This is a genomic window from Kitasatospora sp. NPDC058170, from assembly GCF_042883905.1.
GTDB lineage: Bacteria > Actinomycetota > Actinomycetes > Streptomycetales > Streptomycetaceae > Kitasatospora.
Window position 1 is genome coordinate 115,842 of record NZ_JBHVUV010000012.1, and the last position, 26,982, is coordinate 142,823.

At 71.6% G+C, this 26,982-nt stretch carries 25 protein-coding genes; 9 read left to right on the forward strand and 16 right to left on the reverse strand.

Annotated features, from left to right (window positions below; genetic code table 11):
* Positions 1-284: 284 nt before the first annotated feature.
* The 6 genes from ACFVVX_RS15650 to ACFVVX_RS15675 form a co-directional block, all read right to left on the reverse strand.
* Positions 285-1,463 (reverse strand): hypothetical protein, encoded by a 1,179-nt coding sequence (locus ACFVVX_RS15650; protein WP_387945616.1) that lies wholly within the window; start codon positions 1,461-1,463, stop codon positions 285-287.
* Positions 1,464-1,468: 5 nt separating this feature from the next.
* The gene (gene fxlM / locus ACFVVX_RS15655; RefSeq protein WP_387945618.1) at positions 1,469-3,559 is read right to left on the reverse strand and encodes a methyltransferase, FxLD system; all 2,091 of its coding nucleotides are present in this window, start codon (positions 3,557-3,559) and stop codon (positions 1,469-1,471) included.
* A 15-nt stretch (positions 3,560-3,574) separates the two neighbouring features.
* Entirely contained in the window at positions 3,575-4,834 is a 1,260-nt protein-coding gene (locus ACFVVX_RS15660; protein ID WP_387945620.1) for a lanthionine synthetase C family protein, read from the reverse strand.
* Positions 4,831-7,791, reverse strand: coding sequence for a lantibiotic dehydratase (locus tag ACFVVX_RS15665; protein ID WP_387945622.1), 2,961 nt, complete (start codon positions 7,789-7,791; stop codon positions 4,831-4,833). Before ACFVVX_RS15665 ends, ACFVVX_RS15660 begins: the two co-directional genes overlap by 4 nt.
* Positions 7,792-7,922: 131 nt before the next feature.
* Positions 7,923-8,087: an FxLD family lanthipeptide gene (locus ACFVVX_RS15670; protein WP_387945624.1), complete on the reverse strand. Its 165-nt coding sequence runs from the start codon at positions 8,085-8,087 to the stop codon at positions 7,923-7,925.
* Between the two features lie 144 nt (positions 8,088-8,231).
* Positions 8,232-9,050, reverse strand: coding sequence for a TauD/TfdA family dioxygenase (locus ACFVVX_RS15675; RefSeq protein ID WP_387945626.1), 819 nt, complete (start codon positions 9,048-9,050; stop codon positions 8,232-8,234).
* Positions 9,051-9,227: 177 nt separating this feature from the next.
* On the opposite strand from ACFVVX_RS15675, the gene ACFVVX_RS15680 reads away from it, so the two are divergent.
* The gene (locus tag ACFVVX_RS15680; protein WP_387945628.1) at positions 9,228-9,650 is read left to right on the forward strand and encodes an NUDIX domain-containing protein; all 423 of its coding nucleotides are present in this window, start codon (positions 9,228-9,230) and stop codon (positions 9,648-9,650) included.
* 3 nt (positions 9,651-9,653) lie between these two features.
* Positions 9,654-10,802: a helix-turn-helix domain-containing protein gene (locus ACFVVX_RS15685; RefSeq protein ID WP_387945630.1), complete on the forward strand. Its 1,149-nt coding sequence runs from the start codon at positions 9,654-9,656 to the stop codon at positions 10,800-10,802.
* 91 nt (positions 10,803-10,893) lie between these two features.
* On the opposite strand, the gene ACFVVX_RS15690 is transcribed toward ACFVVX_RS15685, so the two are convergent.
* The 6 genes from ACFVVX_RS15690 to ACFVVX_RS15715 form a co-directional block, all read right to left on the reverse strand.
* Complete coding sequence (locus ACFVVX_RS15690) at positions 10,894-11,826, reverse strand: endonuclease/exonuclease/phosphatase family protein (RefSeq protein ID WP_387945632.1); 933 nt, start codon at positions 11,824-11,826, stop codon at positions 10,894-10,896.
* 59 nt (positions 11,827-11,885) lie between these two features.
* Positions 11,886-13,769, reverse strand: a complete 1,884-nt coding sequence (locus tag ACFVVX_RS15695) for a glycoside hydrolase family 15 protein (RefSeq protein WP_387945634.1) — start codon at positions 13,767-13,769, stop codon at positions 11,886-11,888.
* Between the two features lie 148 nt (positions 13,770-13,917).
* Positions 13,918-15,492, reverse strand: coding sequence for a LuxR C-terminal-related transcriptional regulator (locus ACFVVX_RS15700; protein WP_387945636.1), 1,575 nt, complete (start codon positions 15,490-15,492; stop codon positions 13,918-13,920).
* Positions 15,489-15,704 (reverse strand): hypothetical protein, encoded by a 216-nt coding sequence (locus ACFVVX_RS15705; protein WP_387945638.1) that lies wholly within the window; start codon positions 15,702-15,704, stop codon positions 15,489-15,491. The genes ACFVVX_RS15700 and ACFVVX_RS15705 overlap by 4 nt, the downstream gene beginning before the upstream one ends.
* Positions 15,704-16,231, reverse strand: coding sequence for a LuxR C-terminal-related transcriptional regulator (locus ACFVVX_RS15710; protein WP_387945640.1), 528 nt, complete (start codon positions 16,229-16,231; stop codon positions 15,704-15,706). Before ACFVVX_RS15710 ends, ACFVVX_RS15705 begins: the two co-directional genes overlap by 1 nt.
* Positions 16,232-16,411: 180 nt before the next feature.
* On the reverse strand, positions 16,412-16,804 hold the full coding sequence (locus ACFVVX_RS15715) for a roadblock/LC7 domain-containing protein (protein WP_387945642.1): 393 nt from the start codon (positions 16,802-16,804) through the stop codon (positions 16,412-16,414).
* A gap of 386 nt (positions 16,805-17,190) precedes the next feature.
* Here ACFVVX_RS15715 and ACFVVX_RS15720 point away from each other — a divergent pair, with 386 nt between their 5' ends.
* Both ACFVVX_RS15720 and ACFVVX_RS15725 read left to right on the forward strand, forming a co-directional pair.
* Complete coding sequence (locus tag ACFVVX_RS15720) at positions 17,191-17,667, forward strand: ATP-binding protein (protein WP_387945644.1); 477 nt, start codon at positions 17,191-17,193, stop codon at positions 17,665-17,667.
* The gene (locus tag ACFVVX_RS15725) at positions 17,664-18,656 is read left to right on the forward strand and encodes an aldo/keto reductase (protein WP_387945646.1); all 993 of its coding nucleotides are present in this window, start codon (positions 17,664-17,666) and stop codon (positions 18,654-18,656) included. Before ACFVVX_RS15720 ends, ACFVVX_RS15725 begins: the two co-directional genes overlap by 4 nt.
* 48 nt (positions 18,657-18,704) lie before the next feature.
* On the opposite strand, the gene ACFVVX_RS15730 is transcribed toward ACFVVX_RS15725, so the two are convergent.
* From ACFVVX_RS15730 to ACFVVX_RS15745, 4 genes are all read right to left on the reverse strand, one after another.
* Positions 18,705-19,403, reverse strand: a complete 699-nt coding sequence (locus tag ACFVVX_RS15730) for a 2'-5' RNA ligase family protein (protein WP_387945648.1) — start codon at positions 19,401-19,403, stop codon at positions 18,705-18,707.
* Positions 19,404-19,419: 16 nt separating this feature from the next.
* Complete coding sequence (locus ACFVVX_RS15735; protein ID WP_387945650.1) at positions 19,420-20,706, reverse strand: tetratricopeptide repeat protein; 1,287 nt, start codon at positions 20,704-20,706, stop codon at positions 19,420-19,422.
* Positions 20,707-20,910: 204 nt separating this feature from the next.
* Complete coding sequence (locus ACFVVX_RS15740; protein ID WP_387945652.1) at positions 20,911-21,201, reverse strand: DUF397 domain-containing protein; 291 nt, start codon at positions 21,199-21,201, stop codon at positions 20,911-20,913.
* Positions 21,198-22,055 (reverse strand): Scr1 family TA system antitoxin-like transcriptional regulator, encoded by an 858-nt coding sequence (locus tag ACFVVX_RS15745; RefSeq protein ID WP_387945654.1) that lies wholly within the window; start codon positions 22,053-22,055, stop codon positions 21,198-21,200. Before ACFVVX_RS15745 ends, ACFVVX_RS15740 begins: the two co-directional genes overlap by 4 nt.
* A gap of 312 nt (positions 22,056-22,367) precedes the next feature.
* On the opposite strand from ACFVVX_RS15745, the gene ACFVVX_RS15750 reads away from it, so the two are divergent.
* The 5 genes from ACFVVX_RS15750 to ACFVVX_RS15770 form a co-directional block, all read left to right on the forward strand.
* Complete coding sequence (locus tag ACFVVX_RS15750) at positions 22,368-23,579, forward strand: cytochrome P450 (protein WP_387945656.1); 1,212 nt, start codon at positions 22,368-22,370, stop codon at positions 23,577-23,579.
* Positions 23,576-24,082: a deoxycytidine deaminase gene (locus ACFVVX_RS15755; protein WP_387945658.1), complete on the forward strand. Its 507-nt coding sequence runs from the start codon at positions 23,576-23,578 to the stop codon at positions 24,080-24,082. The genes ACFVVX_RS15750 and ACFVVX_RS15755 overlap by 4 nt, the downstream gene beginning before the upstream one ends.
* Before the next feature lie 392 nt (positions 24,083-24,474).
* Positions 24,475-24,684 carry a DUF6243 family protein gene (locus ACFVVX_RS15760; RefSeq protein ID WP_387945660.1) on the forward strand — a complete coding sequence of 70 codons (210 nt, stop codon included), beginning with the start codon at positions 24,475-24,477 and terminating at the stop codon, positions 24,682-24,684.
* Positions 24,685-24,925: 241 nt separating this feature from the next.
* The gene (locus ACFVVX_RS15765; RefSeq protein WP_387945662.1) at positions 24,926-25,396 is read left to right on the forward strand and encodes a hypothetical protein; all 471 of its coding nucleotides are present in this window, start codon (positions 24,926-24,928) and stop codon (positions 25,394-25,396) included.
* Between the two features lie 218 nt (positions 25,397-25,614).
* Positions 25,615-26,982 (forward strand): tetratricopeptide repeat protein (locus ACFVVX_RS15770; protein WP_387945664.1); only part of this gene is annotated, 1,368 nt, incomplete at its 3' end.

Here is a 26,982-nt window from a genome sequence, read left to right on the forward strand (position 1 = left end):
GCTGCTGTCCGGCCAGCCTTCTGAAGACCGGCCTCGGTACTGGTGAGCTCGCGTATTCAACTGTCCCAAGCTCTCCGGCGGGCCAGCTCTTCGGTGAGTGTGCGTCATCAGCGGCGAGCCTCCAGGCGGGGCCCATGGGCCGCACCTACCGTGCCAACATGGCGATCCTGACCAGCCTCCTCGACTGCGTCAGCCTCGTCGAGCTGTTCACGAGGCTCCTCCGGGCGCGGCTGCATTCGGGCACGTGAAGCTCCCATCGCCTCCCGAGCGCATCAAGTGAACTGTCAGGTAGTCGAGTTGGATGGCTTCACGTGCGGGTGGGCGACTGATGATGGTGCTGTTCGAGCGCGTCGTTCAAGCGGATTTCCACCAGGCGAGCCCGGGTCGAACGGGGACATTTCGAGCACCTTCCCGGCATGGCCCAGGGATTCCTCCAGTCGGTTGCGGAGGGGACTGGGTAGGGCGCCGGAGTCCAGTGCGCAGGCGGCGAGCGCCCGTTCGAGCGCCTTACGCCGACCCGGTTCGAGATGGCTGCGGGTGCCGTCGTGGGTGAGGAGATCGCGCAGGGCGTAGCCGTCACCGGATTCACCCGTTCGGCTGGTCAGCTGCACGAGGAGGTTTCGGGCGGCGGCCGTGTCGGGGCCGGCCGCGTCGACGGCGGTGAGGGCGAGGCGGGTGGTGAATACGGCCATCCCCTCGACGGGTTCGAAGGCGAGGCAGTGGTCGATCGCGCGCCCGGCGGCGCGCTGGTCGCCGGAACTGCAGAGCGCGGTGAGCACGGTGGTGACGGCGTCCTCCCACGGGTCGCCCGGTTCGGCCTCCTCCAGCAGTGCGAGGGCGGCGGGCAGGTCGCCGGTGGAGGCGGCGGCCAGGACCGCGACCTGGCGGCCGTCGAGGATGCGTCGCCCGATGCCGCGGTGCTCCTCGATGTGGCGCAGCGCCTCGCTCCAGCGGCCGGCGGTGGTCAGCGCGCGGGTGCCGTCGGCGATGACGACCCGCCACAGCCACGCCCGCACCTCTGTCTGCTGTTCGTGGGTCTCGGTGAGCTCGGCCGGGACGGTGATGCCGTCGAGCGCGGTGGTGCTGGCGGTGGTGACGGCGCGGTAGAGGTCGAGGAGGAGCCGGTGGCCGCGCTGGTGGTGGCCGGCGCGGATGTGGAGGCGGGCGAGGTTGACGATCGGTTCGAGTCCGCGAATGGCACTCATGGCGGGCAGCGGCCCCCGGGGCAGGTAGAGGTCGGCGTGGCGGTGGCACAGCTCGCGGGCGTACTCGGGAAGGCCGACGTCGGAGGCGAGGAGGGCCGCCTGGTTGAAGACGGTGGATGCCCGGCCCGGGTCTGCTCGCTGGGAGGCCGTGTCGGCCAGCTCGCGGAGCCGGCCGACACGGGCCTCCAGGGGCAGGCACGCGGGCCGGATCCTGGCGACCAGCGGGAAGCGCCGGGAGATGGGTCCGGTCGGGTGCACGGCGGCTACTCCCAGGCGACGGTGATCGGGTGGTTGGGCCGGTCCAGGACGAAGCGGCCCGCCGTACGGTCCGCGATGGCGGGGGTGTCGGGGAGTTCGATGCGCAGGCTCCGGTCGCGGTAGCCGGCGTTCCAGATGCGGATCTCCTCGGAGACGAGGTCGGCGAGTGCGGCGCCGTCGGGGCCGTGGCCGATGACGCCGGTCTCGTAGGTCTTGCGGCCCTCGGAGGTGGGCTCGGCGGGGCACAGAGTGAGGTAGGCGAGGGAGCCGCCCTGGACAGTGGCCATGGCGCCCCACCCGAACATCGGGGTGGCGATGCCGCGCTCGCGGGCGGTGCCGGTGACGCTCATCCGCATCAGGGAGTTGGGCAGGGTCAGGGCCAGCCACAGGTCCTGGTACTCGTAGGTGGTGCCGCCGGGGATGGTGACCCCGGTCCAGGTCTCGTGGCGTCCGCTGTCGAGGACGCCGAGCAGCATGGAGGCGTCGACCGCGTCGTCCTGATCCTTGTGGACCTGGAGGGTGACGTCGCCCTCGCCGGTCAGGTGGACGGTGCGGCGGGCGTCGTCCATGCTGCCGCGAAGCGGCATGAAGACGGCGAGTTGGTCGTCGACCGACACCCAACCGTCGTCGCGACGTTCGAAGGCGATGGTGCGGGAGGCGGTGCCGCGCAGCCGCAGTGGCAGGACGATCCGGCCGGTGGGCTTGACCTGCTCCAGCCACGGGGTGGGCATCTCGCTGGTGCTGACGGTGGCGATGATCCGGTCGAACGGGGCGCCCGCGGGGTGGCCGAGAGCGCCGTCGCCGAGCACCGCCTCGACGTTGGTGGCCCCGGCGTCGGCGAGGTGCTTGCGGGCGCCGTCGACCAGGTCTTCGTCCACGTCCACGGCCGTCACGTGCCCGTAGGGGCCGACGATGTGGCCCATGTAGGCGGCGTTGACGCCGGTGCCCGCGCCAGCCTCGAAGATCCGCTCGCCGGGCTGCGGGTCGAGCTGCTCCAGCATCAGGGCGACGATCGCGGGCTGGGAGGCGGCGCTGATCTGCGTGCCGGAGCCGTCGGCCTTGGTGTAGGTGGGGTTGTCCGCGTACGCGGTCTCCAGCGGGAAGCCGGGCAGGAAGTGCTCGCGGGCGACGGTGCGGAAGGCGTTCTCGACCGCGGTGGTGCGGATGGTGCCCTGTTCGAGCAAACGGTCGGTGAGGGCGGCGCGCAGCTCCTCGGCGGTCGGGGTGGCAGAAGCGGTTTCGCTGCTGAGAGTAGTCATATGGGTGACCCTAGTAGTGGTGCGGATGGTGGGCATCGAGGGCGCGGGGCCCTCGTCGGAGTGGAAGACGGCGTCCAACGCCCGTGCGGCCATGGCGGCTTGGTGGTCGACCGGCAGGCCGGAGCGGTTGGCGTGGAAGAGGAGGTGGTGCGCGAGGACCGCCCGCAGCCCGCGGGTGAGGCGGCCGTCGCGGGCGAGGCGGGCGAGGTCCTGCCCGGCCTGTTCGAAGGCGTGGACCCAGCCGTCGTGGTGGGCGAGCGGGGTGGCGTCGCGGGTGAGAGCCCAGGTGTCGAGGCGCATCAGGTGGCGCATGGCCGCGGCCAGGGTGACCGCGCGTTCGGGGGCCACAGGTGCCGGGGTGTCGCGGAGTGTCGCGAACTGGGCCCAGGCGTCGCCCTGTTCGTACCAGTCGAGTCCGGCCGCGCGGAGCATGGCGGAGACGAGGACGACGACGGTCTCGGTGCGGCCGAGGGCGGGCGGGTTCGGCTCGGCGGCCCGGGCCAGCAGGTGGCGGCTGTCGGCATGGAAGAGGCGGTGGGCGATCTCCATGGCCTCGGGGCCGCCGAACGCCTCGGTCTCGGGCTCGTAGATCGCGGTGGCCCAGCCCGTGACGAGGCCCTCCTCGGCGAGACTGTCCAGCAGGGAGGTGAGGACGGGCACGGCGGCGGTGGCCCGGTAGCGCAGTCGTAGCCCCTTCTTGCGCATGTACCACCAGCCGTCCAGGTCGCCGTTGTCCTGGGCGAAGGCGAGCACGGGCGCCAGGTGGTGGGCGGCGGTTGGTTCGACGGTGGCGGGGTCGGTGAAGGTGAGGTCGTGCTGGATCCAGCCGGTGGTCATCGGATCGGTCCTCGGTCAGGCGGTCAGGAGGCAGGCGTCCCAGCGGGTCGCGGGGGTGGTGCCGGTTGCGGGGGCGAGCAGGGCGAGGGCGGTGCCGGCGGCGCCTTCCAGGAAGGCCGGGCCCGCGGTCGCCAGGAGGTGGTGGGCCTGCTCGTCGGGGTCGGCGTGCGGAGGGTGGGTGGTGTCCAGGAGCAGGGCGGCGGCCGAGCGAAGCCGGCCGGCGCTGCGCGGGGAGGCGTCGGCGGCGGCGCGGTGGGCGATGTGGGCGAGCCCGGCGTAGCCGTGGCAAGCGGACAGGTCGGTGGTCGCGGCGAGAGCTTTCGCGTCGACCAGCGCGGTGGCCAGCGCGCTCTCGGCGGCGTGGCGCCGGCGCGGGTCGGCGAGAGCGAGGGCGGCGAGCTGCTGGGCGCGGGCGATACCGGCGGTGCCGTAGCACCAGCTCGGCCGCTGCGGCGCGAGCGGTCTGCGCTCTGGGCCGGTCAGGTGCGCGAGGGTGATCCAGTAAGGCCAGGCGTGGCCGTCGCGCCAGCGCTCCAGCCAGGCCAGGATGGTGCGGATCGCCTCGCGCTGGCCGTCGACCTCGACGCCGCGGCGAAGAGCGAGGGCGAGGAGCGCGAGCGGCCCGGCGATCCCGTGCGCGAGGCCGCTGTTGGCGTGGCCGCCAGGGAACCGGTGGTCCCGCTCGCCGGACGGGCCGTCGAGTGTCCACCAGCCGGGCAGGACCTCCCCGCCGTGTTTGCCGTCCTCGGTCAGGCGGACCAGGCAGGCCAGGATCCGCCGGATCGGCTTTCCGTCGGGGGCCCTGCAGAGGAGGACCGAGCCGATGCCGGTCAGTCCCCGGATGGTGTCGAACTCGGCGAGTTTCGGCAGGCCGCCGCGCTCGGTCCGGGCCTCGGCCTGGTCGCAGCGGCGCACTGCGTCGGCGGCCACGATCTGGTCGAGGTGGTCGAGGGCGCGCCGGTAGGTGCCGGGGCGGGCTTGGGCGGCGCAGGTGAGGGCGTGGGCGAGCGCCGGGGCGCCGTAGTAGAGGTAGCTGTCTGTCCCGCTGGTGACCGGTGCGCCGACCGCGATCGACAGCCAGGCACGCACCGGTTCCCACGAGCCCAGCCCGGTGGCAGCGCGCTCGATGTGGAGCAGGGCGATGCCCGGGGCGCCGTGTGCGAGGGACTGACGCCACTGTGGGCGCGACGACCAGGCGACGGGTGCAGCTGCCGGGTCGGTGAGCAGTTCGGCGATCTGGTCGGACAGCCGAAGGGCGGGGTGCGGGGCGTTCACAGGTCACCGTCCCGGGAGAGGCGGGCGAGGGCGGCAGCGCGGGCCAGGTAAAGGACTTGGGCCTCGTCGTCGAAGTCGATGCGATGCGCCCGGACGAAGCTGCAGTGCAGCAGGGAGCCGAGCACGTCGTCCGCCGCCACACCTTGGGTGTACGGCCCGGGGAAGTGACGGCGGTAGGCGTCCAGGGCGTCATCGCGTGGGGCCCAGGCGTCGACGACTGCGGCGCCGCCTGGCTCGGCGCGCAGTGCGGCCCAGCGGCCAGCCGGATCCGCGAGGCGGACCGCCTCGGCGAACACCGGCCGGGCGCTGGTCGCCGGGGGCTTGGCGGGGACATTGGCGATCAGCCAGCGCAGCCCCGCGGTTGCCGATCCGGTGAAGCCGGCCGCGATGGCGACCGCGTGGGCGGCCAGTAGGGCCTCGCGTCCGGGGAGCGCGATCTGGGTCAGTTGGGCGAGGACGGCGGCCGAGTCGGCGCGGAAGACCTGCTCGGCGGCGGCCCAGGCGGGGCCTTCGCCCCACCGGCCGGTCTCCGCGTAGGAGGTCGGGTACACGACCTCGGACAGCAGCCCGGCCTGGTGGAGTTCGGCGGTCCAGGTGCTGACCACCGTGGCGGCGGGGCCGAAGGCGTCCGGGGTGGGCAGGGCGATGCGCAGCCGCAGGTGCTGGCGTGGGTCGCGGAAGCGGACGAACCACCACCTCGGGTTGCCGAGGCGTTCCAGCAGGTCGGGCAGGTGGCGGGCGAGAACGGTGTCCTGGCGTTCCAGGTCGCCGTAGAGGGAGGCGAGGAGCATCGGGGAGGTGGCGGGGGCGTCGCCGTGGCCGCGTCGCAGGATCCTGGCCGGTGTGGGCTTGGGCAGGCGCGGCCAGGCCGGGGCCCGGGTGGCCGTGACCGGGACGGCGATCTCGTGGGCCCGGCCGTCGGCCCAGCCAAGGTCGGCCGGCTCTGGGGCCTCGACGAGGACGGCGTGCGGGGCGGAGCGAAGGTGCTCGCGCAGCAGGACGCGGTGACCGGGATGGTGGAGGTCCAGGGGCAGGCCCTGGCTGTCGGCGGCCAGGGTGACGTGCCGGGCGACGCGGCGCCGCACCAGCCACGCGGAGAGCATCTCGTCCCACTCGGCGAACCCGGCGGCCGTGGCGGGGAGTTCGGAGCGGCTCAGACGCCAGGAGGCGGCTGAGACGATGACGCGGCCGTGCCGAAGCCGGGGCATGAACGGCAGCGCGCCGAGGGCGCCCCAGGAGAAGCGGGTGACCTGCGCGGTATGTGCGCGGGACAGCTCGGTGATCAGCCGGGCCAGCGGCGGGGTGTGGGTGCGCAGGTTCAGGGCGTGGGTGGCGGCGGCCTCGATCCGCACGCCGAGCGCGGGCGCGGCCAGGTACATGCGCCGCCCGTCGCAGCCCACCGCCAGGTCCTCGGGACCGAGGACACCGTCGGCGGATGGGCGGTGCTCGGCGAGGGCGATCACCAACTGGCCGGTGGCGATGCTGCGGGCGACGTGACCCCTCGCCCCGTCCAGCGGCGGGTACGAGAGCTGCGCGGTGACGGTGTGCTCGTCCGTTGTCGGCAGGCTGGTCATCAGGCCGGTGAACGCGGCCCGATGTGCGGGTTGGAGGAGGTGGAGGAAGCGGCCGACGGAGACGCCGGCCGCGCGGGACGCCGTGACTACCCCCAGGCGGAAGGCTCCTCGGTCGAGGTCTTCCCGGGTGCGAGCGTGGATGCGGGCGATGATCTCCAGGTGCGGGGGCAGCCGCGGCTCGTCCCCGGCGAGGTCGAGTGAGTCGAGCAGGGCTTCGTCCAGGACGACCTCGCGCTCGCCGTCGAGCTCCGCGCGCTGGGCTAGGGCGGCGAGCAGTTCGTCGCGTGCGTCGAACCGCGGGCGGTCGGCGGGCCGGGCACCCGGGTAGCCGTCAGGCCAGCCGATGCCGCTGTCCGCCACCACGTCGAGCAGCGGCACCAGCGCGCCGCGGCCGTACCGCTCGTAGAAGCGCTGATGGTAGGCCCGCCACGCCGCTGTTCCCTTGGGAGCCGGGCTGAGTCGGGTCAGGAGGAGGGCGGCGCGGGCGGCCTCGTCTGCCACGGCCTGCGGGAGGACGATGTCGGCGTCCAGTCGCAGGTCGACAGCCGACCCCGCCGCGTCGGTGCCGGCGGTGCGCAGGTTGTCCAGGATCTCGGCGACGCCCGGCAGTTCGGCGGCGCCGGCGCCCTCCACGATGGTGTGCAGGTGAGTGACGGGCTCGGGGTCGGTGGCCGGCGCGTGCAGGCTGGTGATCAGCGCGCGGTGGGCGACCAGTTCGGTCAGGACCTTCGTGACCTGCTCGCCGGTCGCGGTGGGGAACTCGGCGCGGACTTTCTCGGCGAGGTCGCCGAAGCGGACCAGGTCGCGGCCGGTATCCACAGCGAGGGCGACGGGGCGGGTACGGCGCAGGGTCGTCTCGGCGGCGGCCGTGCTGAGGCCGGGTCGGGCGAGCGGGCGGTGCGGAACGACGAGGCGATCGCCGCGCACCTGGACGGTGTTGTTCGCGATCACGTCGAGGAGGTTCAGCAGGCCCGGGAGTCGCTCCAACTGGCCCACTGCCTCGTCGAGCCGCGCCGCCGAGACTGTACGGGTGGCGCGGTGTCCGCGCCCCCAGCGCAGGGCGGACACCGGGGCGAAGGAGGCGCCCTGCACGCCGGCGAAGTAGCCGAACGGGGTGGCGCGGCCCGAGGCTCGCAGCACGTAGCGAGCGGTGGAGAGTGCCGCGTGCCGCACCTTGCGAGGCTCGGGGCCGGCGGCGGCGGTGAGCTGTCGGACCTGCTGGGCGAGGACAGGGCTGGCCTGTTCGAGGGCCTCGGCGAGGCTCGGCTCCGCCCACACCTCGCGAAGCCACTTCAGCTGACGGTCGGCCTTGCCCGCCTCGTCGAGGTCCGGCCAGGCGGGCACCGCAGGGGCGGGGTGCGCGACGGCACGCACGAGAGCCACGTCGGCGGCGCGGTAGGAAGCCGTGGAAGCGGTTGGGCGCATGGGTGGCGGACCTCGGGGTCGGGGCGGAACGAGACGGGGTGGCGGCCGGTGCCCCGGGGGTGTGCTTCCCGGGGCTCCGGCCGGGTGGGTCAGTGCAGGCCGGTGGTGCAGGCGCCGCAGGTGCTGCCGCAGCCGTCGTCGGTCAGGACCTGCAGACTGGCCGCGTCGGTGGTCTCGACGGTGCGGACGTCGAGGTCGAAGTCGTCGCCGACGGTGGCAGTCGCATTGGTCTCGGCGGTGATCGTCTGGGCCATGTGTTTCTCCTGTTGGGATTTCCCTTGCGGGACCTGGCGTCGGGGCGCGGGATGCGCCTCGCATCACCAGGAGTCGGTGAGTCCGGGGCGGGCCGTAGGGCACGCCCGGAAGACGTGTGGGCGAATGTCCCCCGGATGCTGTTGTCAGCCGCGGTCCAGCGGGGGTGCGGTGCCAGCTGGGCGGGGGGCGGGCCACGGGGCCGGGAATCCGGCGTGCAGGCCGAGTGAGGGGTGGGGCTGTCCGAGTGCCCGCAGCAGCAGCCGCTCCCCGGTGAAGCGGGTGCGGCCGTGCAGGACGCGGTGGTTGTCCAGCACGAGGCCCTGCCCGCAGGCCAGGCGCAGGCGGGTGGTGTGGCGCTCGACGGCGCGGCGCAGGGCAGGTAGATGGGCCTCGGCCTCGGGCGAGAACCGGGCCAGCTCGTCCTGGCGCAGCCGAAGACGCCATCGCCCGTCGGGCAGGTGCTCCAGGACGGGGGCGAAGTGGCCGTCCGATCCGCCGAAGTACGCGGCCCGCGGCGCCGAGAGGGCCTCCAGCGCGGTCGGGTGGGAGCCGACCAGTTCGGCGAGGACGCTTCGGCCGTCCACCACCAGGCTCTCGCCGCCCTCCTCGGCCGCCCGCGCACAGGCCAGAAGCATCAGCCGCGGCGGTCGGGGCAGCTGGGCACACTCGGTGTGCAGCGCGAGGTCGCCGCGCCCCAGGCCGGCGAAGCCCGCCCGGCCCTCGTGCCGGCCGGTGTCGCGAATGACGGTCAACCCGTCCGGATCGGCGTCGCGGTGCTGCCACCGCGCGGACATCAGCAGAGCCGCCGTGTCGAGCACATCGCTGCGACCGCCGAGGCGAGAGAGCCGCACCAGGCCGCGCTCGCAGAGCACGGCCGCGGCCCGCTCCAACCCGTCACCACCCAGGGCGCCGAGGGTGAACTCTTCGTCCGTGGCAGGCAGTGCGGTACCGGAAGACGGCATGGAGGATCCCCCTCGTGAGAACGGGCGGATGGGAGAGGAAACACTCTGGCGGGCGCACCCGCCCCGAGTGAAGTGACAAATTGTCAAAGATCGATCACTGCAGCGCATGAGCGTGCTGCGGCGGCCGGCTGCTACGTTCGACGGGCCCGTGCCCGTCCGTGCACCGTGGAAGTAGAGATGACTGAACAGCCCTATGTGCCGCCGGCCTTCCCGATCTCGATCAAGGGTGTGGTCCTCGACCCGCAGGGGCGAGTGCTGCTGCTGAAGAACGAACGGGCCGAGTGGGAGCTGCCCGGCGGAAAGCTGGAAGGCCTCGAGGCACCGGAACAGCGGGTGGAGACCGAGATCCGGGAGGAGAGTGGCTGGATGGCCACCGCCGGCCAGCTGCTGGACGTGTGGATGTACGAGCCGATCCCCGGCCGGAAGGTCTTCATCGTCACCTATGGCTGCACCGCCGCCGATGCCCACCGGCCGCCGGTCGTCAGCCACGAGCACAAGGAGGCCGCGCTGTTCACCCGCGACGAGGTGCCTGGCCTGGTCATGCCGCAGGGGTACAAGGACTCCATCGCCCGCTGGTACGAACTGCAGGGGCGGGCCTGACCGTTGACACGCCGCGACCCGCACAGCGGAATCCGCTGGCACTGGACGACCCCCCGGGCGCAGGACATCCTGCGCCGCCGCAGCCTGCCCGAGATCCTCGCCTTCTACCGGCAGCTGAACCAGCTGCCGCAGGAGGAACTCGGCACCCTCCTCGGCTACTCCACCAGTTACATCTCCCGCGTGGAGACCGGAAGCCGCACCATCAACGACATCGGCGCGCTGCGGCACATCGCCGGACGCCTCGGCCTGCCACCCCACGTCTTCGGCATCACCGACGACGCCGACGGAGACCACCACGCCATGATCCAGTTCGGTGAGAGCGTCCTGCGCCTGGCAGAGATCGCCCGCCAATCCGGACAGGCCGCCGCCGCCGTCGACGAACTCTGGCCCCTCGTCGCTCGCCTCGAAGCCCGCGCCGCCGACGGCCACACCGACACTGACGTCCTGCGCCTGCTCGCCAGCGCCTGCGTTGGCCTCGGCGTCGCCCTCGGCCACGTCCTGCCCGAAGAACGCCTCGCCACCGCAGCACGCTGGACCGGCAAAGGCGTCGCCATCACCCGCCGCCTCGACGACCGGGCCCTGCACGCCCACGCCCTGCGCCACCACGGCAATGAACTGCGCAAGGCCGGCCTGCACCACGCCGCCCTGGAACGCCTCGGCCGCGCCCGCGACCTCTCCCGCACCCCTGACGAGCGTGCCGCGTCCGTCATCCTCCTCGCCCGCGCCGCCGGGACAGCCGGCGCCACAACGGTCTTCGACGACGCCGTCGCGGAGAGCAAGCGTCTGCTCGACACCGCCAACGCCACTCCGCTGTTCTCCGAGTTCACCCTCCACGAGGTCCAACTGCGCGGCCTCGCCGCCACCGGCCGCGTTCCCGGCGCCGTCGAACTCCTGGAACGAGCCCCCGCGCCGGGATTCCAGACCAGCCCGCAGTGGCGCATCATCTCCGCGATCACCGCAGGCCAGATCCTGCTCCGACGCGGCGACCGGGACGCGGCCGGCGAGCAGATGCACGCTGCTCTGGACGGCGCCGAGCTTCACCGGCTGCCGCACCAAGTTCAGCGGGTCATCCGCGCCAGCAGCGGACTCCCGGATGTCCACGAGCAGGCGCTGGGCACCCTCACCCGCCTGCGGGTGGAAATAGCAGCCTGAGTAGCCGGCGCAGGTCACTCGTCTTCCCCTCCTTTGGATTCAGCCCTGGGGCCCGCGACCACGACTGGCCGGCCGTGCTCTCCCTGCGTCTTCACTCCTCCAGGGCGGTGCAGGCGCGACTGGGGCGCCGGTAGTCGAAGGTGCAGTGCTTCTCCAGCCCGGCGATGAAGGCGTCGGCGTCCCAGACCGAAATGGTGAGCGGGTGGTCGGACAGGTCAGGCAGCGGGACGACGCGGAAGTCCCGCAGGGCCGGGAGCAGCACCCGGGAGGCGCGCTGGAAGTCGATCCGTTGGGCCGGTCCCTGCCGCTTCCTGGTGGCGGGGTCCATGCTCGAGGTGGCGGCGAGCGCGTCGGCCTGGCCGAGGCGGGTGGCCGCGTGGAGGGCGATGTCGTCGATGCCGACGGCGGTGAGGATCCGGTCCGGTTCGGTGTCGGTCAACCTGCCGCCGCGGGTGCGGTGCTCCTGGTGGGTGCGGTCGAGGAGGTTCGGCCAGTCGGGGAAGGGCTGCTGCTCGACGCCCGACCCGCTGTAGGAGTTGAAGTCGCCGCCGACCAGGACAGCCAGGTTCGGCCGGTGCCAGGTGGTGATGTTGTCGGCCTCGATCTGGCGTCGCTGCGGTGAGCGGTAGCTCAGGTGGACCGAGGCGAGTTGGAGGGGGACGCCCGTCTCGGCGTACCGGACAGAGACCACGCACGGCGGCAGCCACCAGTCCTTCTCCTGCGGCCAGACGCCGGTGACCCGGAAGGTGTCCTCCCGGACGAACAGGCCCGTGAAGTTGGGGGACTCCGAGGGCGCGGAAGGGGCGAGGAAGCCCCGCATCCCGAGGGTGCGCTCCGCCTCGTGCAGCAGCCGGCTGCCGTCGGCGGCCGAGTGGCTCATCTCCTGCCGGAACAGCACGTCAAGCGGGAAGCCACTGAGGACCTCGTGCGCCGCGTGCCACCGGTCGAAGTGGCCTCCGCCACGGGGGTTTCGGGTGAAGCCGTCGTGGCCGAGATTGAAGGAACCGACGGTGATGGTGGGCAAGGGGTTCTCCTGAAGCGGTCGGCCGGGTGGGGGGCTTGGGCGGGGGCCGGGTCGGACGGTCAGAACACGGTGGCGACCGGGGTGGCCTGCCAGGGCAGGACCACGGTGGCGGCCGGGCCGGCCGTCGCGGCGGCGAGGGCGCGGGCGGCGTTGAGGAGCGCTAGGTGGCTCAGCCCCTGCGGAGTGTTGCCGAGGTGGTCACCGGTGGCCGGGTCGTACTCCTCGGAGAGGATGCCGAGGTCCGATCGCAGGGCGAGCAACGCGTCCATGCGCTCGCGGGCCTCCCCGGTACGGCCAACCAGCGCGAGGGCGGTGACGAGCCAGAACGAGCAGGCGAGGAAGGCGCCTTCGTCTCCGGGCAGCCCGTCCACGTTGGCGTCGGCGTCGTGGTGGGTGCGGTACCGCAGCACGGCGCCGTCGTAGGTGGCGAGGTCGCGCTGGACCGCCTCGATCGTGCCGATGATCCGCTTGTCGTCCGGCGGCAGGAAGCCCAACTGGGGCAGGAGCAGGAGGGAGGCGTCCAGCGCCCGGCTGCCGTACGCCTGGACGAATGTGTTGCGATCCGGGTCGTAGCCGTTGGCAAGGACGTCGGCGTGGATTGCGGTCGCTGTATCCCGCAGCCACTGCAGGGCGGGCCGGTCCGCGTCCGGGCGGCGCTCCAGCAGAGCGGCGGTGTGGTGGAGGGCGGCCCACGACATGGCCTTGGAGTGGGTGAAGTGCTTTTCGGGGCCGCGGATCTCCCAGATGCCCTGGTCGGGCCGGTGCCAGTTGGCGGCGACGACCCCGGCCAGGCCCAGCAGGAGCTTGTCGGTGGCGGGGTCGGGCTCGAGGCCGGCGTCCTCGGCGGCCAGCAGGGTCTGCGCGACGTAGCCGAACACGTCGAGCTGGAGCTGGTCTGCGGCGCCGTTGCCGGTGCGGACCGGAAGGGAGCCCTGGTAGCCGGGCAGGTGGTCCAGCACGGTCTCGGGCAGCTCGGTGCCGCCGTCGAGGCGGTACATGATCCGGACATCGGCGGGGTCGGTAATCGTCTCCGTCAGCCAGCGACGCCACGCCCGTACCTCGGGCAGGTAGTCGCCGGCGCGCAGCAGCTCCATGACGGTGAGGGCCGAGTCCCTCAGCCAGCAGTACCGGTAGTCCCAGTTGCGTTCGCCGCCGATCTCCTCCGGGAGGGAGGTGGTGGGGGCGGCGATGATCGCGCCGGTCGGGGCGTGGACGAGTGAAGCGAGGACGGCCAGGGAGCCGAGGACCGCGTTGCGGTCAGGCCCGGCATAGGTGCTGCGGGCGCTCCAGGCATCCCACTCACGCAGGGTGGCGGCCAGCGCCTGCTGGGCGTCGGGGACCGGCGGGGTCGGTTCGCCGGGCTGCTGCCAGGTCAGGGCGTACGCCGCGTGCTGCCCTGCGGTCAGCACGGTTTCGGCGCTGGCGGTTCCGCGCCGGTTGACCCGGTGGCCGGGGCCGTCCAGGAACAGGGTGCCGCCCTGGTGGTCGGCGGCGAGGCGCCGTACGCCGCCGGGGCTTTCGGTGGCGCCCAGGCGGAGCGGGGCCCGGCCGTAGTCGGCGGCGAGCAGGATCCGGGAGGTCACGGTCACCCGTCCGCGCAGGCACGTCGCGAGCCGGATCACCTGGGCGGGCCGGTCGTCGCCGGTGGCGGGCATGAACTCGGTGACCCGCAGGGTTCCGTCGGGCATCTCCCAGACCTGGTCGAGCACGAGGGAGCCGGGCCGGTAGGCGCGGTTGGTCACTGCGGCCGGCCGGGCCGCGGTGGGGGCGACGGTCCAGGAGCCGTGCCGGCGGCTGCCGAGTAGGCCGGCGAGCACGGCCGGGGAGTCGAACTCCGGCAGGCACAGCCAGTCCATCGTGCCGGTGCGGTCGACGAGGGCGGTGGAGCGGCCGTTGCCGACGGGCGCGAGGTCTCTGATCGGAGGTTGGTCGAGTGCGGGCATGCGGGTTGTCCTGACGTGGTCGGAGGGCTCGGGGCGGTCAGCGGGTGGGGGCGCCCGGTCGATGCACCGGTCAGCAGGACGACCGGTCCGCTCCCCGGAGTTGGCAGAGCGGGCGCCCGCAGGTGCTGCAGAGCGCCGGTGGCGCGGGTCACCGGCCGGCGGGGGCGTGCTCGCCCTCGGCCGCCAGGCGGCCGGGGCGTACGCCGCCGGTCCGGGACGGCGAGGTGCGGGGGCGTCTACGCGGTGCGGCACGAGGCACGGAGGGCTCCGGGAGACTGGTGGGCGGCGGGATGGGAGGGGCGACGACACCGGTGACCAGGGCCACAGCGACGGCGTGGGTGCGGCTGCGCCGCGGGGAGAGCGTCTGGACAGCGCGTGTCTCGGCGGCGCGGGCCTCCCGCCAGGTCAGGCCGGCCGCGCGGACGCCGTCCGGGGTCGGGCCGCCCGCGCACATCAGTGCGAGTACGGCACGTTCGACCTGGTCCAGGTCCGGGGCGTGCGCGGGCAGCTCGGCGCGTAGGTGCCGGGTGTCGATCAGTTCGGCGGTGATCAGACGGGCGACCAGCTCGGTGTCGTCCGCCGCTGCGAACCGCTCGCGCATCGCGGCCAGTTCGGAGTGAACCAGGTGCTCGCCGACGGCTAGCTGTTCGCCGATCCGGGCGGTGGGGTAGCCGCGGGCAGTGAGCTCGGCGATCTGGCGGTCCCGGCTGCTGACCGCGGGCAGCGGGCTGCGGCGGGCGACCGTCCGGGCAGCGGTCGCTGTGGTCAGGACCTGCATGGGGCCCACCGATGCCGCGGCTGGGGCCTGGTCGCCCGGGCACAGCACCACACACCGGTCCGGGGCGGCGCCGAGTTGGTGGGCCGCTGCCGCGTAGGCCGCGGCCGGGTTGGCGACGCTCTGGCGGACGGCGCCGGACCACGCGCAGTCCAGGCCCGCCGCCGACGCGACCCTGACCGCGTTGCCGGCGCCCGGCGGGATCACCAGGGCGCACGGCCTTCCCAGCGCCAGCGCCCGGTGCAGGAGCCGGACGACGGCCGGGGTCCGGTCGCGGGGCGGTGCACCGAGCAGGATCTGCGGCAGCGACGGCGCCAACGGCAGCCCGGCCAGCGCCCCGAGGTGCACGATCACGCCTGCGGCGGAGTGCAGGACCTCCTCGACGGGATGCGCCGCGGGCGGGGTGGTGCCGATCTCGGCATCGTTCGTCTCCTCGTCGGGGAACTGGCGGGTGCGGCCCTGGCCCGAATCGGCCGCCATGGGTTCGGTGCACAGGGCGGCGAGGCTCTCGCGGCCCGGATCGATCAGCCGGTGCTCAAGGGCGCTGCGTACGGCGACTGCGCGGTTGCGGGCGCCGAGGGCGGTGAGGATGCTCTGTTCCCATCGGCTCACTGTCCGTTCGGAGATGTGCAGGGCGCGGGCGACGTGCGACTGGCTGCCGCCGGCCGCCCAGATCAGCAGCACCCGGGTCTGCTCGCCGCTCAGCGCAGGAGCACGCCCCACCGGTCGGGCGTGCGGGATCTGACCGGACTGCCAGGCCCGCACGAACGCCGACATGCGGTCCTCCGCGTCCAGACGGACGAGGGACTGCGCGATCAGCCGCCGGACGGCCTGGAGCCCGAGCGAGAGGGCGACGGCGATCTCGCTGTTGGTCATCCCCGCGCCGACCCGGTCCAGGACGGCGGCCTGGTCCGCGCTCAACTGCCCCAGCGCACCGAGGGCGCTCACCGGACGTCCTCTGCGGCACGGCCGGCGCCCAGGAGCCCGGCGCTGATCAGCAGGAGCAGCCCGGCGGTGTAGGTGGTGCCGGCCAGCACCACCGGTCCGTGCACGGCGTGCTCGTACCGGACCGCCGCCGTCGTCGCCGCGCCGGCCGCGAGTGCAAGTAGCAGGCAGGCCGCCCCGGCGAGCACGGCCGTCAACCGACGCGCGCGCGACATCAGCTCACCCCGGCGGGCTGCCGGTCGGCCGGGCCGTGGACCGCCGCGAGCCCGGTGTCCGGCCAGCCGTCGCCCAGGGCGCTCGGCGGCACGATGCCGGTGAGCAGGGCGATTGCCGCGGCCTGTTGCCGCGAGCGAACCCCCAGCGCGCGCAGGACGTCCTGGATGTAGACCCGCACAGTGTTCTCGGACAGGCCGAGCCGCCCGGCGGCCGTCTCCGGTTCGTCCCCCGCGACCAGCGCTTCGAGGACCTTCCTGCGGCCCTTGGGCAGCTGCTGGCCACTGGGATTGATCACGGGGACGTCCTCGGCCCGCACCCATCCCCAGGCTGCTCCGAGCGCGGCGGCGTGGTGGCGGTTGGCGGTGCCGAGCTTGGACATCAGCGCGTTGACGGCGGCGGCGACGGACTTCTCGGGGATGCCGGTGGCGCGGCTGACCGCCGCGTTCAGGTGGCCGCCCGCCACCTGGCGCAGCAGCAGCACCTCGGCATCCGACAGGTCCGGCCGTTCGGGCAGGGAAACGGGCATGGCGAAGCTCCTCGTGGCGAGTTCGGGTGAAAGCGAAGGGCGGAAAGGGGGCGGTGCCGCTACGCGGCGGGCCGGGGCCGGTCGAGCGCGGGCTGCGCGGATCGGGGAAGTGGGCTGCGGCCAGGACGCAGGCCAGCGGGCGCTGCCCGGCCGGTGCGGGCTGATCAGCCGGGGCCGCACTCACGCCGCCACCGCCGCAGCGAGGCCCTGGTCCGCGAGGACGATCAGCCGCGCCGCGATCTCACCCAGGTCCGCTCCCTCGGCGCCCACCACGGCGAGCATCGAGTGATCGGCCGCGCCCACCAGCGTCATGGTCCGGCCGGCGCGGTCCTCGATCACACTGTGTCCCCAGGCGTGCTCTCCCGAGGTGAGGTGGCCGACGATGCCGACGCTCCTGGCGCTCATCGCGCCCAGGCCCGACATCAGGGCGGCCCAGGTGTCGGCCTCGTCGAGGCCGATACCCGGCGACGTGCCGAGGACGAGCCCCTCGGAGCTGACGTGGATGGCAGCGACGGCACCGGCGGTGCCGGCCACCAGGTCGCCCAGGACCGGGAGGTGAGGGTGGGGGTTCACGGTTGCTCCTTGGCCAGATGGTGAGGGGCGGTGACGATGGCGCCGGTGACGGCCGGGCGCGACGGCCATGGGTCCTGCCCCTGTAGCAGCCGCAGGCTGCCCTGAAGGCGCTTCCACGACCTCAACGGGACCGTCGGCTCCACTCTGCGGCGGGGCGGACGGCAAACCAGTGCCATGGCAGTGCCAAGTTCGTTGAATCTCAACGCAATCCGTTCCGCAGATTCGTTCCGTACGGGATGGTTTGTCAGGTTCTGGCGATGGCGCGGCAGCTCCCGGCGGCGCCGGATTGGCACTGGCTTGGCACTGGTTTGCCGCCCGCGCTGCCTGATGGTGAGAGGGCGGGCAGGACTACCTGCATCCGACGGCTACGTTGCAGGGAGGCGCCGGTGGGCTTCGCAACCTCCACCACGCTTGGGCAATTCCGACTCGGCGATGTCATCGGCGAACGACGAACCCTGCTGAACACACACGTCTCGCCGTGCTCCTACGCCAGGGCCATGGTGAAGCAGGTCGTCTTCGGATGGCTTTCCGCTTCGCAACTCGATGACGCCGTTCTGGTCGCCACCGAGGTCGTGGCCAACGCGATCAACCATGCGGGCGGTGCGGAGGAACTGACCATCCGCTGGTACCCGAGCGGGATCACCATCGCGGTGAGGGACGCCAGGAACGGGGCGGACATCATCGCCCGCCGAGCATCCGTCCTTCACGATCCGACTTGCTTGGGCTCCACCGACCAACTGACCGAAGGCGGACGAGGGCTGGCCTTGGTGGACCACTGCGCGACCGCATGGTGCGTCGAGCTGCTCCCCGGAGGCACGGTCGTCACCGCACTCTTCGGCCCGGAGAAGGACGTGGCTCGGTGACCTTGCCCAGCCCGGCTGTACGCCACCTGAGCAGGACGATCCAAGCCCACCCGCTCGGCGTCGGATGCCGTTCGACCGGCCTCGGCGGCCTGCGGCAGGACCGCGAGACGCTCGGCGCACTTCGTGCCGCCGTAGAAGCCGGCGCGACTCTCTTCGTCACAGGGGACACCTACGGCCAAGGCCACGCCGAGCGAATTCTCAGTCAGCTGATCGAAGAGCACCGAGGCGCCGGGCTCCAGATCGTCACCAAAATCCAGAATGTCGGAACCGCGCCTCACCTTTACGCATCACCTCACGTGCGTCACCAGTTGGAGCAGACCCTGGACAACCTCCGGGACGACCACGTCGCGCTCTACGTCCTGCCGAGTCTCGACTTCGGGCCGGACGACCGCTACCTCCACGAAGCAGCCGAAGCCTTGGCGGCGTTCCGGCGCCTGGGGGTCATTGGTGCCGTGGGACTGCGCGGCCCCCACCCGAGCCGAACCACCGGGGCCGACCAGGCGCAACGGTTCGCCCGCGTCTTCGAGGTCGTTCAACCGGACGTCGTCCTGACCCGCTTCAATCCGCTGCAGCAGCTCGTCATCGTTCAAGGGGAGGATCTCTTCACCTTCACCCGGCGGCGCAAGGTTGGGCTCCTTCTCTGTGCTCCCCTGGCCAGAGGTACTCTCGCCGACACCCGCGGCCGCATCTCGCCGATGCCTGACCTGTCCGCCTCCGCGTGGGCTGCCCTCCGCCGAGGACTACGGCCGCTCCGCGAGCATGTCTCGCACCTTCCGGGCGGCGAGGCGGCAATCGCCCTGCGACACTGCATCGAGCGGAGCCCGAACACGGTCGTGGTCGCCGGCTTCGGCAACCGCCGGCATATCGTCCAGAACTTCACCAACTTGTACGCGTTCGGCGAGTCCGACATCGAACTCGCCGACAGCGTCTATGCCTCGGTACGCGCGGAGCTGCACCACCACACCCTGGACTTCGCCAAGATCCAGTGACCGGTGGAACCTCAGCTTGACATGCGAATCCCGCGCCGAATCCGCCGCCTACTGAAGTTCGAGGCGGTGGAGAACCTCCCACCGGTATTCACGTGCCTCCCGGCGCAGCTCCACGAGGTCCACCCCGGTGACCTCCAGCGGGACCGGCGGGATCTCCCGGAGTCGCGAGACCTGGTCGATGATCGGTTGAGCCGGCCGGACCGAAGGGTTGTAGGCGATGCTCAGGTGCGGCCGGAACGAGGAGGTCTGACGGCCGCCTGGCACCCCGGCTTCCCGCCCGCAGGCAGCCAGTGCTGCGTGAAGTGCCACCAGAGGCCGCCATGGCGCCAGAGTGAAACGGACCGCCCCCTGAGAGCCGGCCAGCGGATGTGCCGCGATCTCGAAGCGCTTCAACCCGCGATGCTTAACCCGCCGAACCAGCTCCGCCAGCACCTCCGGAGAGGTGTCCGCGGATTCGCCGATCCGTGCCACGGTGACGTGCAGACCGTCCGACGGGACCAGGTCCAGGCCGAGCCCGTCGAGCCCCTCCTGGCACGCGCGGGCCGCTCCGATCAGAGCGGAATCGTCCGGGAAGGTCAGGAACCAGTACAACGCACGTCGCTCCGAGCTCCAGCCCGCCCGGTCCCAGTGATTCTTCATGGTCGCGGTCGCGTCGAACACCGACTGGTCGTGTGCGGTGATCGCTTCCGGGCTGTCCAGGTCGGCGGGAGGCTCGGCCGGGAACGCCCGGCTGTCGGTCAGAAGCACGTGCCAGAACTCCTTGCTAGGTCGTCGCGCTCGCCACGAGCGGGGCCGCGAGAGGACTCGCCTCCCAGGAACGCAGCCGCTCCGCATACTCCCGCACCCCAGCCTCGCCGCGCCAGGCAGCAGCTTGTCGCAGCAGCTCGCCACCTCGCTGGTGGACCGAGCGAATCGGGGGCATCCCGCCGGCCTCGATCGCGGTGGTGCCCAGCGCCATGGCCTGTTCGACGTCGGGGTGGTTGCCCTGGAGGTGCGCGGTTGCGAGGTCGAGGCCCACCAGGGCTCGCGTCCAGACCGACTCAGAGGAGACGACCATCGGCTCGATCTCCTTGGCGAGGGAGAACACCTTCGAGGTGTCGCCGAGGGATAGGTGCGCTGTAATCGCATTGGCGAGCGTGCGGGCCGGCGAGTACGCGCCCAATGAGATGCAGGAACTCACGCCTTCCGGCAGGTCGTCCGCGCGTCCGGTCAGGGCCAGTGCGGCGCCGATCACGTACTCGGCCTCGCGCTTCACCCCGAGGCGGGCGAGCGCGCGGGCTCGCCCGTTGATGAGCGGGCGAATCGCCAGCGGGCTGCTCGGGTCCAGCTCGACCGCCATCCGCGCCACCTCGTCCGCCTTCTTGTAATCCTGCTGGTAGTAAAGGCTGAACGACTGCGTGCCGAGCACCCACATCTGGAGCGCGGTGTCCTCGATCTCCACTGCCACACCCATGGCTTCGGCGAGGTAGCCCTCAGCTGACCGCGGCTGGCCGGAGTTGACCGACATGTACCCGAGCAGGGCCGAGACCTGTCCACGTAACTGCATCGTGCGCTCACGCTGGCGCAGCGACTGACGTCCGCCGAAAAGCACGTGAAGCATGGACCGAAGAAGCAGCGCCTCACGCGTCAACTGCTGAGGCCCGAGCATCTCGTACTGCTCGACGATCTCGGTGATCTGGCTTGTGGCCAGGGTCAGGAGTGCCGGGTCCACGGCCGAAGGCGCCGATCCGATGCCCAGCAGAGCACTCGCATCGAAGGGGCTTGGAGCCGCGCCAAGAGTGGCGTCCCCGACTTCTTCAAACAGGGCCATCGGCGGCTCATCGAGCATGTCGAACATGTACATCAAGACGCGCACGGTCTCCGGCCGCGGCTCATGCCGGTAGCCGTCACCCATCCAACGGTAGAAGGTCCGACGCGACACCGTCACGAACAGCAGGTCCCGGTTGTCGTCCCTCTGCGCAGCCAGCTTCCGGGCTCTGCTCAGCTCGATGTCGAACGTCAGATACCTTGTCCAACCACGTCGCTGGCAGAGCTGGGCAATACGCAGCACTCGGACACCTTCCCCGCTGAACGGCCAGCCCGCAGGCGACGAGCAACGATCCAGCCTGTACGCATTGTCACTGCCGGGAAACCACACAGAAGCCCGTTGGCAAACGGGACTTGAGAAGAAGACGCTCAGCCGCCCATAGCCTCGGCTGAAGCGCTGACGGGCGCGCCGCCCCGATGCCGAGTCGACGTACCCCGCGCTGTAGAGTCAGGGACGATCAAACCGTCCCGCCTTGGCGCCTGCGAGGAAGTCGTCCCACTCGCCTGCTGCGAAGAGAAGGGGATCTTGGTCAGGATTCAGCGAGTCGCCGGTGCTGACGAGCCCACGGTCAAGAAACGCGACCCGAAGGCAGTTGCTCCCGCCGGTACTTGCTGTCAGCCACGTCGCGCGTTCGAGTTGGTCCTTGACCCAGGCTGGATCAAGGGAGTTCTTCTCTTCTGCTGTGACGATGCTGTCGGAATCAGACACAGGGCGGCGGGGCGCGAGATCGTGGGTCACGAGAGGTCCTTGGCGATTTGAGCGAGGAGTTCGAGCGATTCCTTCGGCGGTAGTGCGTCCGTCTTCAGGTGGTCGCTGGTGGTGTGGTAGTCGGTGACGGTGTCGGGGTCGTTGAGGTGGAGGGCGGTCTTCATGCCCTCGATGGTGACGGAGTCGTGTCCGGTCGGGAACGTCCACGCCATGAACGGGCCGTCGCAGCCGGCGTGCGCGCCGCGCGAGAGCGGGATCACCTGGATGACGATGTTCCTGTGCGTGCGGGCCAGTTCGATGAGGTGCAGTGCCTGGGCGCGGGCTGTGGCTCGGCCGCCGACCTCCTGGCGAAGTTGGGCTTCGGTCAGGACTGCCCGAATCCGAAGCGGGGTCTTGCGAGAGAGGGCGGCATGTCGACTGTTGCGCCGCACTGTGATGAAGCGCTTGATGTCCTCGTCACTCTTCCAGGCACGGCCGGCGATGATCACAGCCAGCTCGTAGGCGTCGCACTGGAGTAGGCCGTGAACGGCCACGGGGGACCAGATAAACAGGCTGGATGCGATCTCCAGGTTGGCGAGGTAGTCGCCGAGTGGGTCGTCGGCGACACCGGGGTAGCGCTGGTGCCAGTCTTGATCGCGAGCGTTCCGGACCATGTCGCGCCAGGCTTCCTGCACCGCAGGCTCGGTGATCCCAAGAACCGCGAAGAAGTGCGGGAGTTGTTGCGGCTTGATTCCCTGAGTGCCGTTCTCGATCTTCGAGATGGTGGACGCGGAGGCGTATCCGAGTTCGACGGCTGCTTGTTCAACGCTCCAGCCGAGGCGCTTGCGAGCAAGCCGGACCTCGCTGGCGAGACGGCGTCGCCTGGGTGTCGGCTCGACGGGCACTGCAGCACCTCCCCTTCTTTGGGAAAGGCTAGCGCTTGGACAGCTGCTCGCATATGCCGGTTCGGCGAAAAGGACAGGGTTTCCTTTCCGACCCTCTTGTCGTTGGTCTGACGTAGCGTCATCATCGGTTCACGGTCGGAAGCGGGACCGAGCGCCAGCCTACGCGGAGAGGCGCCCCCCTTCGGCCCATCGAACCTCGTTACACCACAGCCTGGTTGCTGCTTGTGGGCTTGAACCTGGTGCTACGACGTCGGTTCCACGACGCGGCCAGAGCAGCTCTTCGCGGACTTCCGGGCGGACGGGAGGCAACACGTGGATCAGACAACCGTCTTGGCGGCACTCGCTGGTGGTCCGGAGCGGGAGGCCGCGCTCGCGGCGCTGGGCGTCGGCCCTCGGGCCATCGACTGTCAGGAGCTCGGCAGCGGACGGCTAGTCTTCACCCGCTACCGGGAGGTGCGCCACCTGCTCAGGCACCCGGGGTTCGTCTGCGCGCCGACTGCTGCCGGCCTGGTGGGCGAGATCAACCCGGGCCTCCGCCCGGCGCTGGAGCCGGTGATGTCCTGGGTGCTCTACGCGGATGCGCCGCAGCACCCGCGATTGAGGGGACTGTTGGCGCGGGCTTTCGCTCCGCGCCGCATCGCCGCCTTGGAGCCGCAGATCGCCGTGGTGGCAGATGCGTTGGTCTCGCAGTTCGTTATGGCCGGCGGAGGTGATTCGGTGCGCAGTGTCGCGGAGCCCCTGCCGGTCCACACGATCTGTGCACTGCTGGGCATTCCCGAAGGCGATCGGGAGCTCGTCAAGGGCTGGTCCGACGATGTCATCCTACTCACTGAACCGACGCTCACCGACAGTCAGGAGAAGCAGCTCGCCGCCGCATGGGCGGGCCTGTGGGACTACTTCACCGGGCTCATCGAGCAACGCCGCATCCATGCGTCCGCCGACATTGTCTCGGCCTTGGTGGAAGTGGAGGAGCAGGGCGAACGCCTCACGCTCGAGGAAGCCGTCTCCAACCTGATCGCTCTGCTGATCGGCGGCCACGAGACAACAACCGGCCTGATCGGCGCGGTCCTCCGGGCAATCGCCGATCACCCGGAGGAGGCCCGAGCGGCAGCTGCTTCGGCGGGGTCCGTCGGGGGCTTCGTCGAGGAGGTCCTGCGCCTGGACGGCCCGGCGCTCATCACCGCCCGGACGGCCGCGGAAGACTGCGAGGTCCTCGGCATACCGGTGCCGGCGGGCCGTCGGCTGGTCCTGCTCCAGGCGTCTGCGAACCGTGACCCGGCGGTGTTCGAGGACCCGCAGGAGTTCCGTCCCGGTCGGCGGAACCCGCACGTCGCCTTCGGCTACGGCCCGCACGCCTGCTTCGGTGCCGCGCTGGCCCGCATGGAGGCCGCCGCAGTGCTGCGTGCCGTCGCCCGGCGGGGTTGCCGGCTCCATGCGGAGGACGGAGTGGTCTGGAAACCCTCACAGGTGATCCGCTCCGCCACCTTCCTGCCGATGCGCGTCGAGCGGAAGGCAGACCGGTGATCCTTACCGGCGAGGCGATCCGGCGGTTCATCGACCAGGGCGAGATCGTCTTCTCCCCGTACAACCGGGCCGGCGTCAACCCGAACAGCATCAACTACCACCTGGGCCGAGAGCTCAAGGTCTTCGATGATGCTGCCGGCACCTGGACGGGCGTCGAGCTGCCGGAGGACGGGTTCGAGTTGGACCCGCATCGCATGTACCTCGGGCACACCGAGGAGGTGATCGGCAGCAGCCTGTTCGCGATGCGGCTGATCGGGTGCAGCAGCAACGGCCGCCGCGGGCTGTTTCTCCGGTTGTCGGCCGATCTGGGCCACACCACGTCCTGTCACCGCTGGACGCTGGAGATCGTCGCGGCCCTGCCGATGCGGATCTACCCCGGCATGGTCGCGGGCCAGGTCTCCTTCTGGCACAACACCGGGATCATCCAACCCACTTCGGCGACCTACGCCCTCTTCAACCACGCCTGCGAGTCCCAGCCGCCGATGATCGGAGCGCCGTCGTGATCCTCACCGGACGAGCTCGCCGCGGCACTCGCATGATCTCTTCCGTATCGTCCGCCTGTTCCGACCACTGACAATGCCCACAGCGGCCCAGCAGCGTCCATCTGGACCTGCCCGGGCAGGTGGGACCGGCAGGGCCTGGCAGTACTGAGATTCCCAGAAGGAAGCGGCTGGTGCCCCCGGGCGGGCGTCGAAGGCCCGACCGACGCCGGGGTAGCGAAAAGGTTGGTATGCGGGGCTAGCGGAACCAGGTAACGTCTTTGTCATGTTCTTCCAGACGCCGATTTACGAGTGAGAGCGTGACGGGCCCCCGCTGACATCCTTCGACGTCGCTGCCCGTCCCCCACCGATGAATCCGTAGATCACTTCACATCATTAACCGGAGACCCGCGACCGTGAGCAAGAACATCAACAACCCCGTGGGCATGGGCGGCGGCCAGCGCAAGAGGCTCTCCCGCACCGAACGGCAGAACAACGGTCCGCACCGCAACCTCGACCGCCAGGGTGCAGCCGACCAGAAGGCGGAGCTGGTGCGCAAGATGCGCGAGAAGGCAGGCACAACTGAAGGTGCCGGGCAAGCGGGCGACGACATCGCACAGAGCTGACGCACCGCCGCCGCCGAGCAGGCCCTCGCCGCGCTGTGCCCGGGCGAGCTGGACGCGGTCGGGAAGCTCGTCGAGCGCCTGGCGGGACAGGCTCCCGGAAGACGAGCCGCAGGAGCCTCCGGCCTTGTTCTGACCGGGTCAGCCCCATCAGTCGGCCTTCCACCCGTTTCTCGCGATCGCCTTCTTCGCCCGGTGAGCTGCGGGTACGGTCTGATGGGTTGTCAGTGGCAGTCTGGGGAGTGTGATGACGGGCATCGAGATTGCGGTCGGGTACGTGTTCGCGTGGGCGGTCCGCAAGGCGAAGCGGGTGGCCGGCCGGGCGGACGGGGAGGTCGACCGCACGCTGGACACGGCGATGGACCGGCTCGACGACCTGGTCGGCCGCAAGCTGGGCGAGGACTCCGCGCTCAAGAAGCTGGCCGAGGAGGCCGCGGCGGGGCAGGACAGGCCGAGCGATCGTACCCGGCGACGGGTGCACGATGCGCTGGACGAAGCTGTTGAAGAGGATCCCGGCTTCGGCGCGGCCCTGGACAGCGCTGTGAAGGAGCTGCAGTCCCTGTCCCGCACCATCGGCGGAGTCTCGGCGGGAGACGGCGGTGCGGCCGTCGGCGGGAACGTAGGCATCCGAGCCGACCACGGGTCCGCCGCCGCCTGGACCATGGGCAGCGTGACCCTGGGAAACCCTCCGCAGCCGGGAACGCCCGAGGGCTGAGCGGACCCGGCACCACTGCTGTCCCGGGCCTCGCCAGCTCGGTCCAGGGCACGAACGGCGCGATCGTCGCCGGGACCATCGAGAACCTCCACCAGCACTACCCGGGGAACAGGAGGACCGCCCGCCTCGACCGGCCACGACCAGTCGAGCAGTGGACCGCGCAGCACCTCGGCGTCCACCCCGCCATCCACGGCATCAACACCACCGATGCCGAGGGCGTGTTCGTGCTTCCGGCGTACCTCGAACGCACCCACGACCAGCAGCTGCGCAACCGCCTGCGCAACGCAGTCCGCAGCGAACAGACGATGTTCGCGCTCGTGCGGGGGGCGTCCTGCGCCGGCAAGACCCGCACCGCCTTCGAGGCCGTCCGTGCCTGCCTGCCCGACTGGCAGCTCGTCTACCCCAAGACCCCCGAGGGGCTCCTGGCCCTGCTCGACGCCGGCGCCCTCGCCCCGCGCACCGTCCTGTGGCTCAACGAAGCCCAGAACTACCTCCGCGGTACCGAGGGGGAGGAAGCCGCCGCCGCGCTGCACAGCCGCCTGGAAGACACTGGACCGGTCGTGATCCTCGGCACGCTGTGGCCCGAGTACCACCGCGACCTCACCGCCACACCCCAACCCGGCCCGGGCGGGGAAGACGCCCACCCGAACGCCCGTGCCCTGCTCGCCTGGGCCGTCGTGGTCGACGTCCCCGCCTCCTTCACCACCGAGTCCCTCAAGAACCCGCTCGTGAAGCGCGACCCTGCAATCGCCGCAGCCGCGCACACCAGCACCGGCGGAAAGATCACCCAGACCCTCGCGGCCGGCCCCCAACTCGTCGACCACTACGAACAGGCCACCGAACCCCACGGCCCCTACGGCCACGCCGTCATCACCGCGGCCATGGATGCCCGCCGCCTCGGCCACACCTCCCCCTTGCCCGCCGCACTCCTCAAGGCCGCCGCCCAGGCCTTCCTGACCGAGGAGCAACGCGCCGCCGCTGACCCCGACACCTGGTTCGACCACGCCCTCGAATACGCGCGACAGAAGGTCAGGGCCGTGGCCGCGGCCCTGGAACCCGTCGCGAACCCCGATGGCATGGGCCCTCTCCCTGACGTCTACCGCCTCAGTGACTACCTCGACCACCACGCCCGCACCACCCGCCGATACACCTTCCCACCCGAGCCCTTCTGGACCGCCGCCCAAGAGCACGCCAGCACAACCGACCTGCCCCGACTAGCAGCCGCAGCCCAAGAGCGGGGCCGCCTCCGCATCGCAGCAGGCCTCTCCCTGCGGGCCGCGCACGCCGGAGACTGCTCGGCCCTGGTGAGGCTGGCCTGGTCGCGGGAGTGGGACAGGGACCTGGTGGGCGCGGAACGGCTGTACCAGCAGGCCGCGGATGCTGGCCACACCCAGGCCCTGGTGACCCTGGCCGAGCGGCGGGAGCGGGCCGGGGACACGCCGGGCGCGGAACGGCTGTACCAGCAGGCCGCCGACGCCGGACACCACATGGCCCTGGTGACCCTGGCCGAGCGGCGGGAGCGGGCCGGGGACACGCCGGGCGCGGAACGGCTGTACCAGCAGGCCGCCGACGCCGGACACCACATG

Excerpts from the sequence above, each read along its gene's own strand:
- ACFVVX_RS15710 (WP_387945640.1), bottom strand. The coding sequence starts at position 16,231 with ATGCCCGTTTCCCTGCCCGAACGGCCGGACCTGTCGGATGCCGAGGTG.
- ACFVVX_RS15670 (WP_387945624.1), bottom strand. The coding sequence starts at position 8,087 with ATGGCCCAGACGATCACCGCCGAGACCAATGCGACTGCCACCGTCGGC.
- ACFVVX_RS15675 (WP_387945626.1), bottom strand. The coding sequence starts at position 9,050 with ATGCCGTCTTCCGGTACCGCACTGCCTGCCACGGACGAAGAGTTCACC.
- ACFVVX_RS15695 (WP_387945634.1), bottom strand. The coding sequence starts at position 13,769 with ATGCCCGCACTCGACCAACCTCCGATCAGAGACCTCGCGCCCGTCGGC.
- fxlM (WP_387945618.1), bottom strand. The coding sequence starts at position 3,559 with ATGACCACCGGCTGGATCCAGCACGACCTCACCTTCACCGACCCCGCC.
- ACFVVX_RS15680 (WP_387945628.1), top strand. The coding sequence starts at position 9,228 with ATGACTGAACAGCCCTATGTGCCGCCGGCCTTCCCGATCTCGATCAAG.
- ACFVVX_RS15705 (WP_387945638.1), bottom strand. The coding sequence starts at position 15,704 with ATGTCGCGCGCGCGTCGGTTGACGGCCGTGCTCGCCGGGGCGGCCTGC.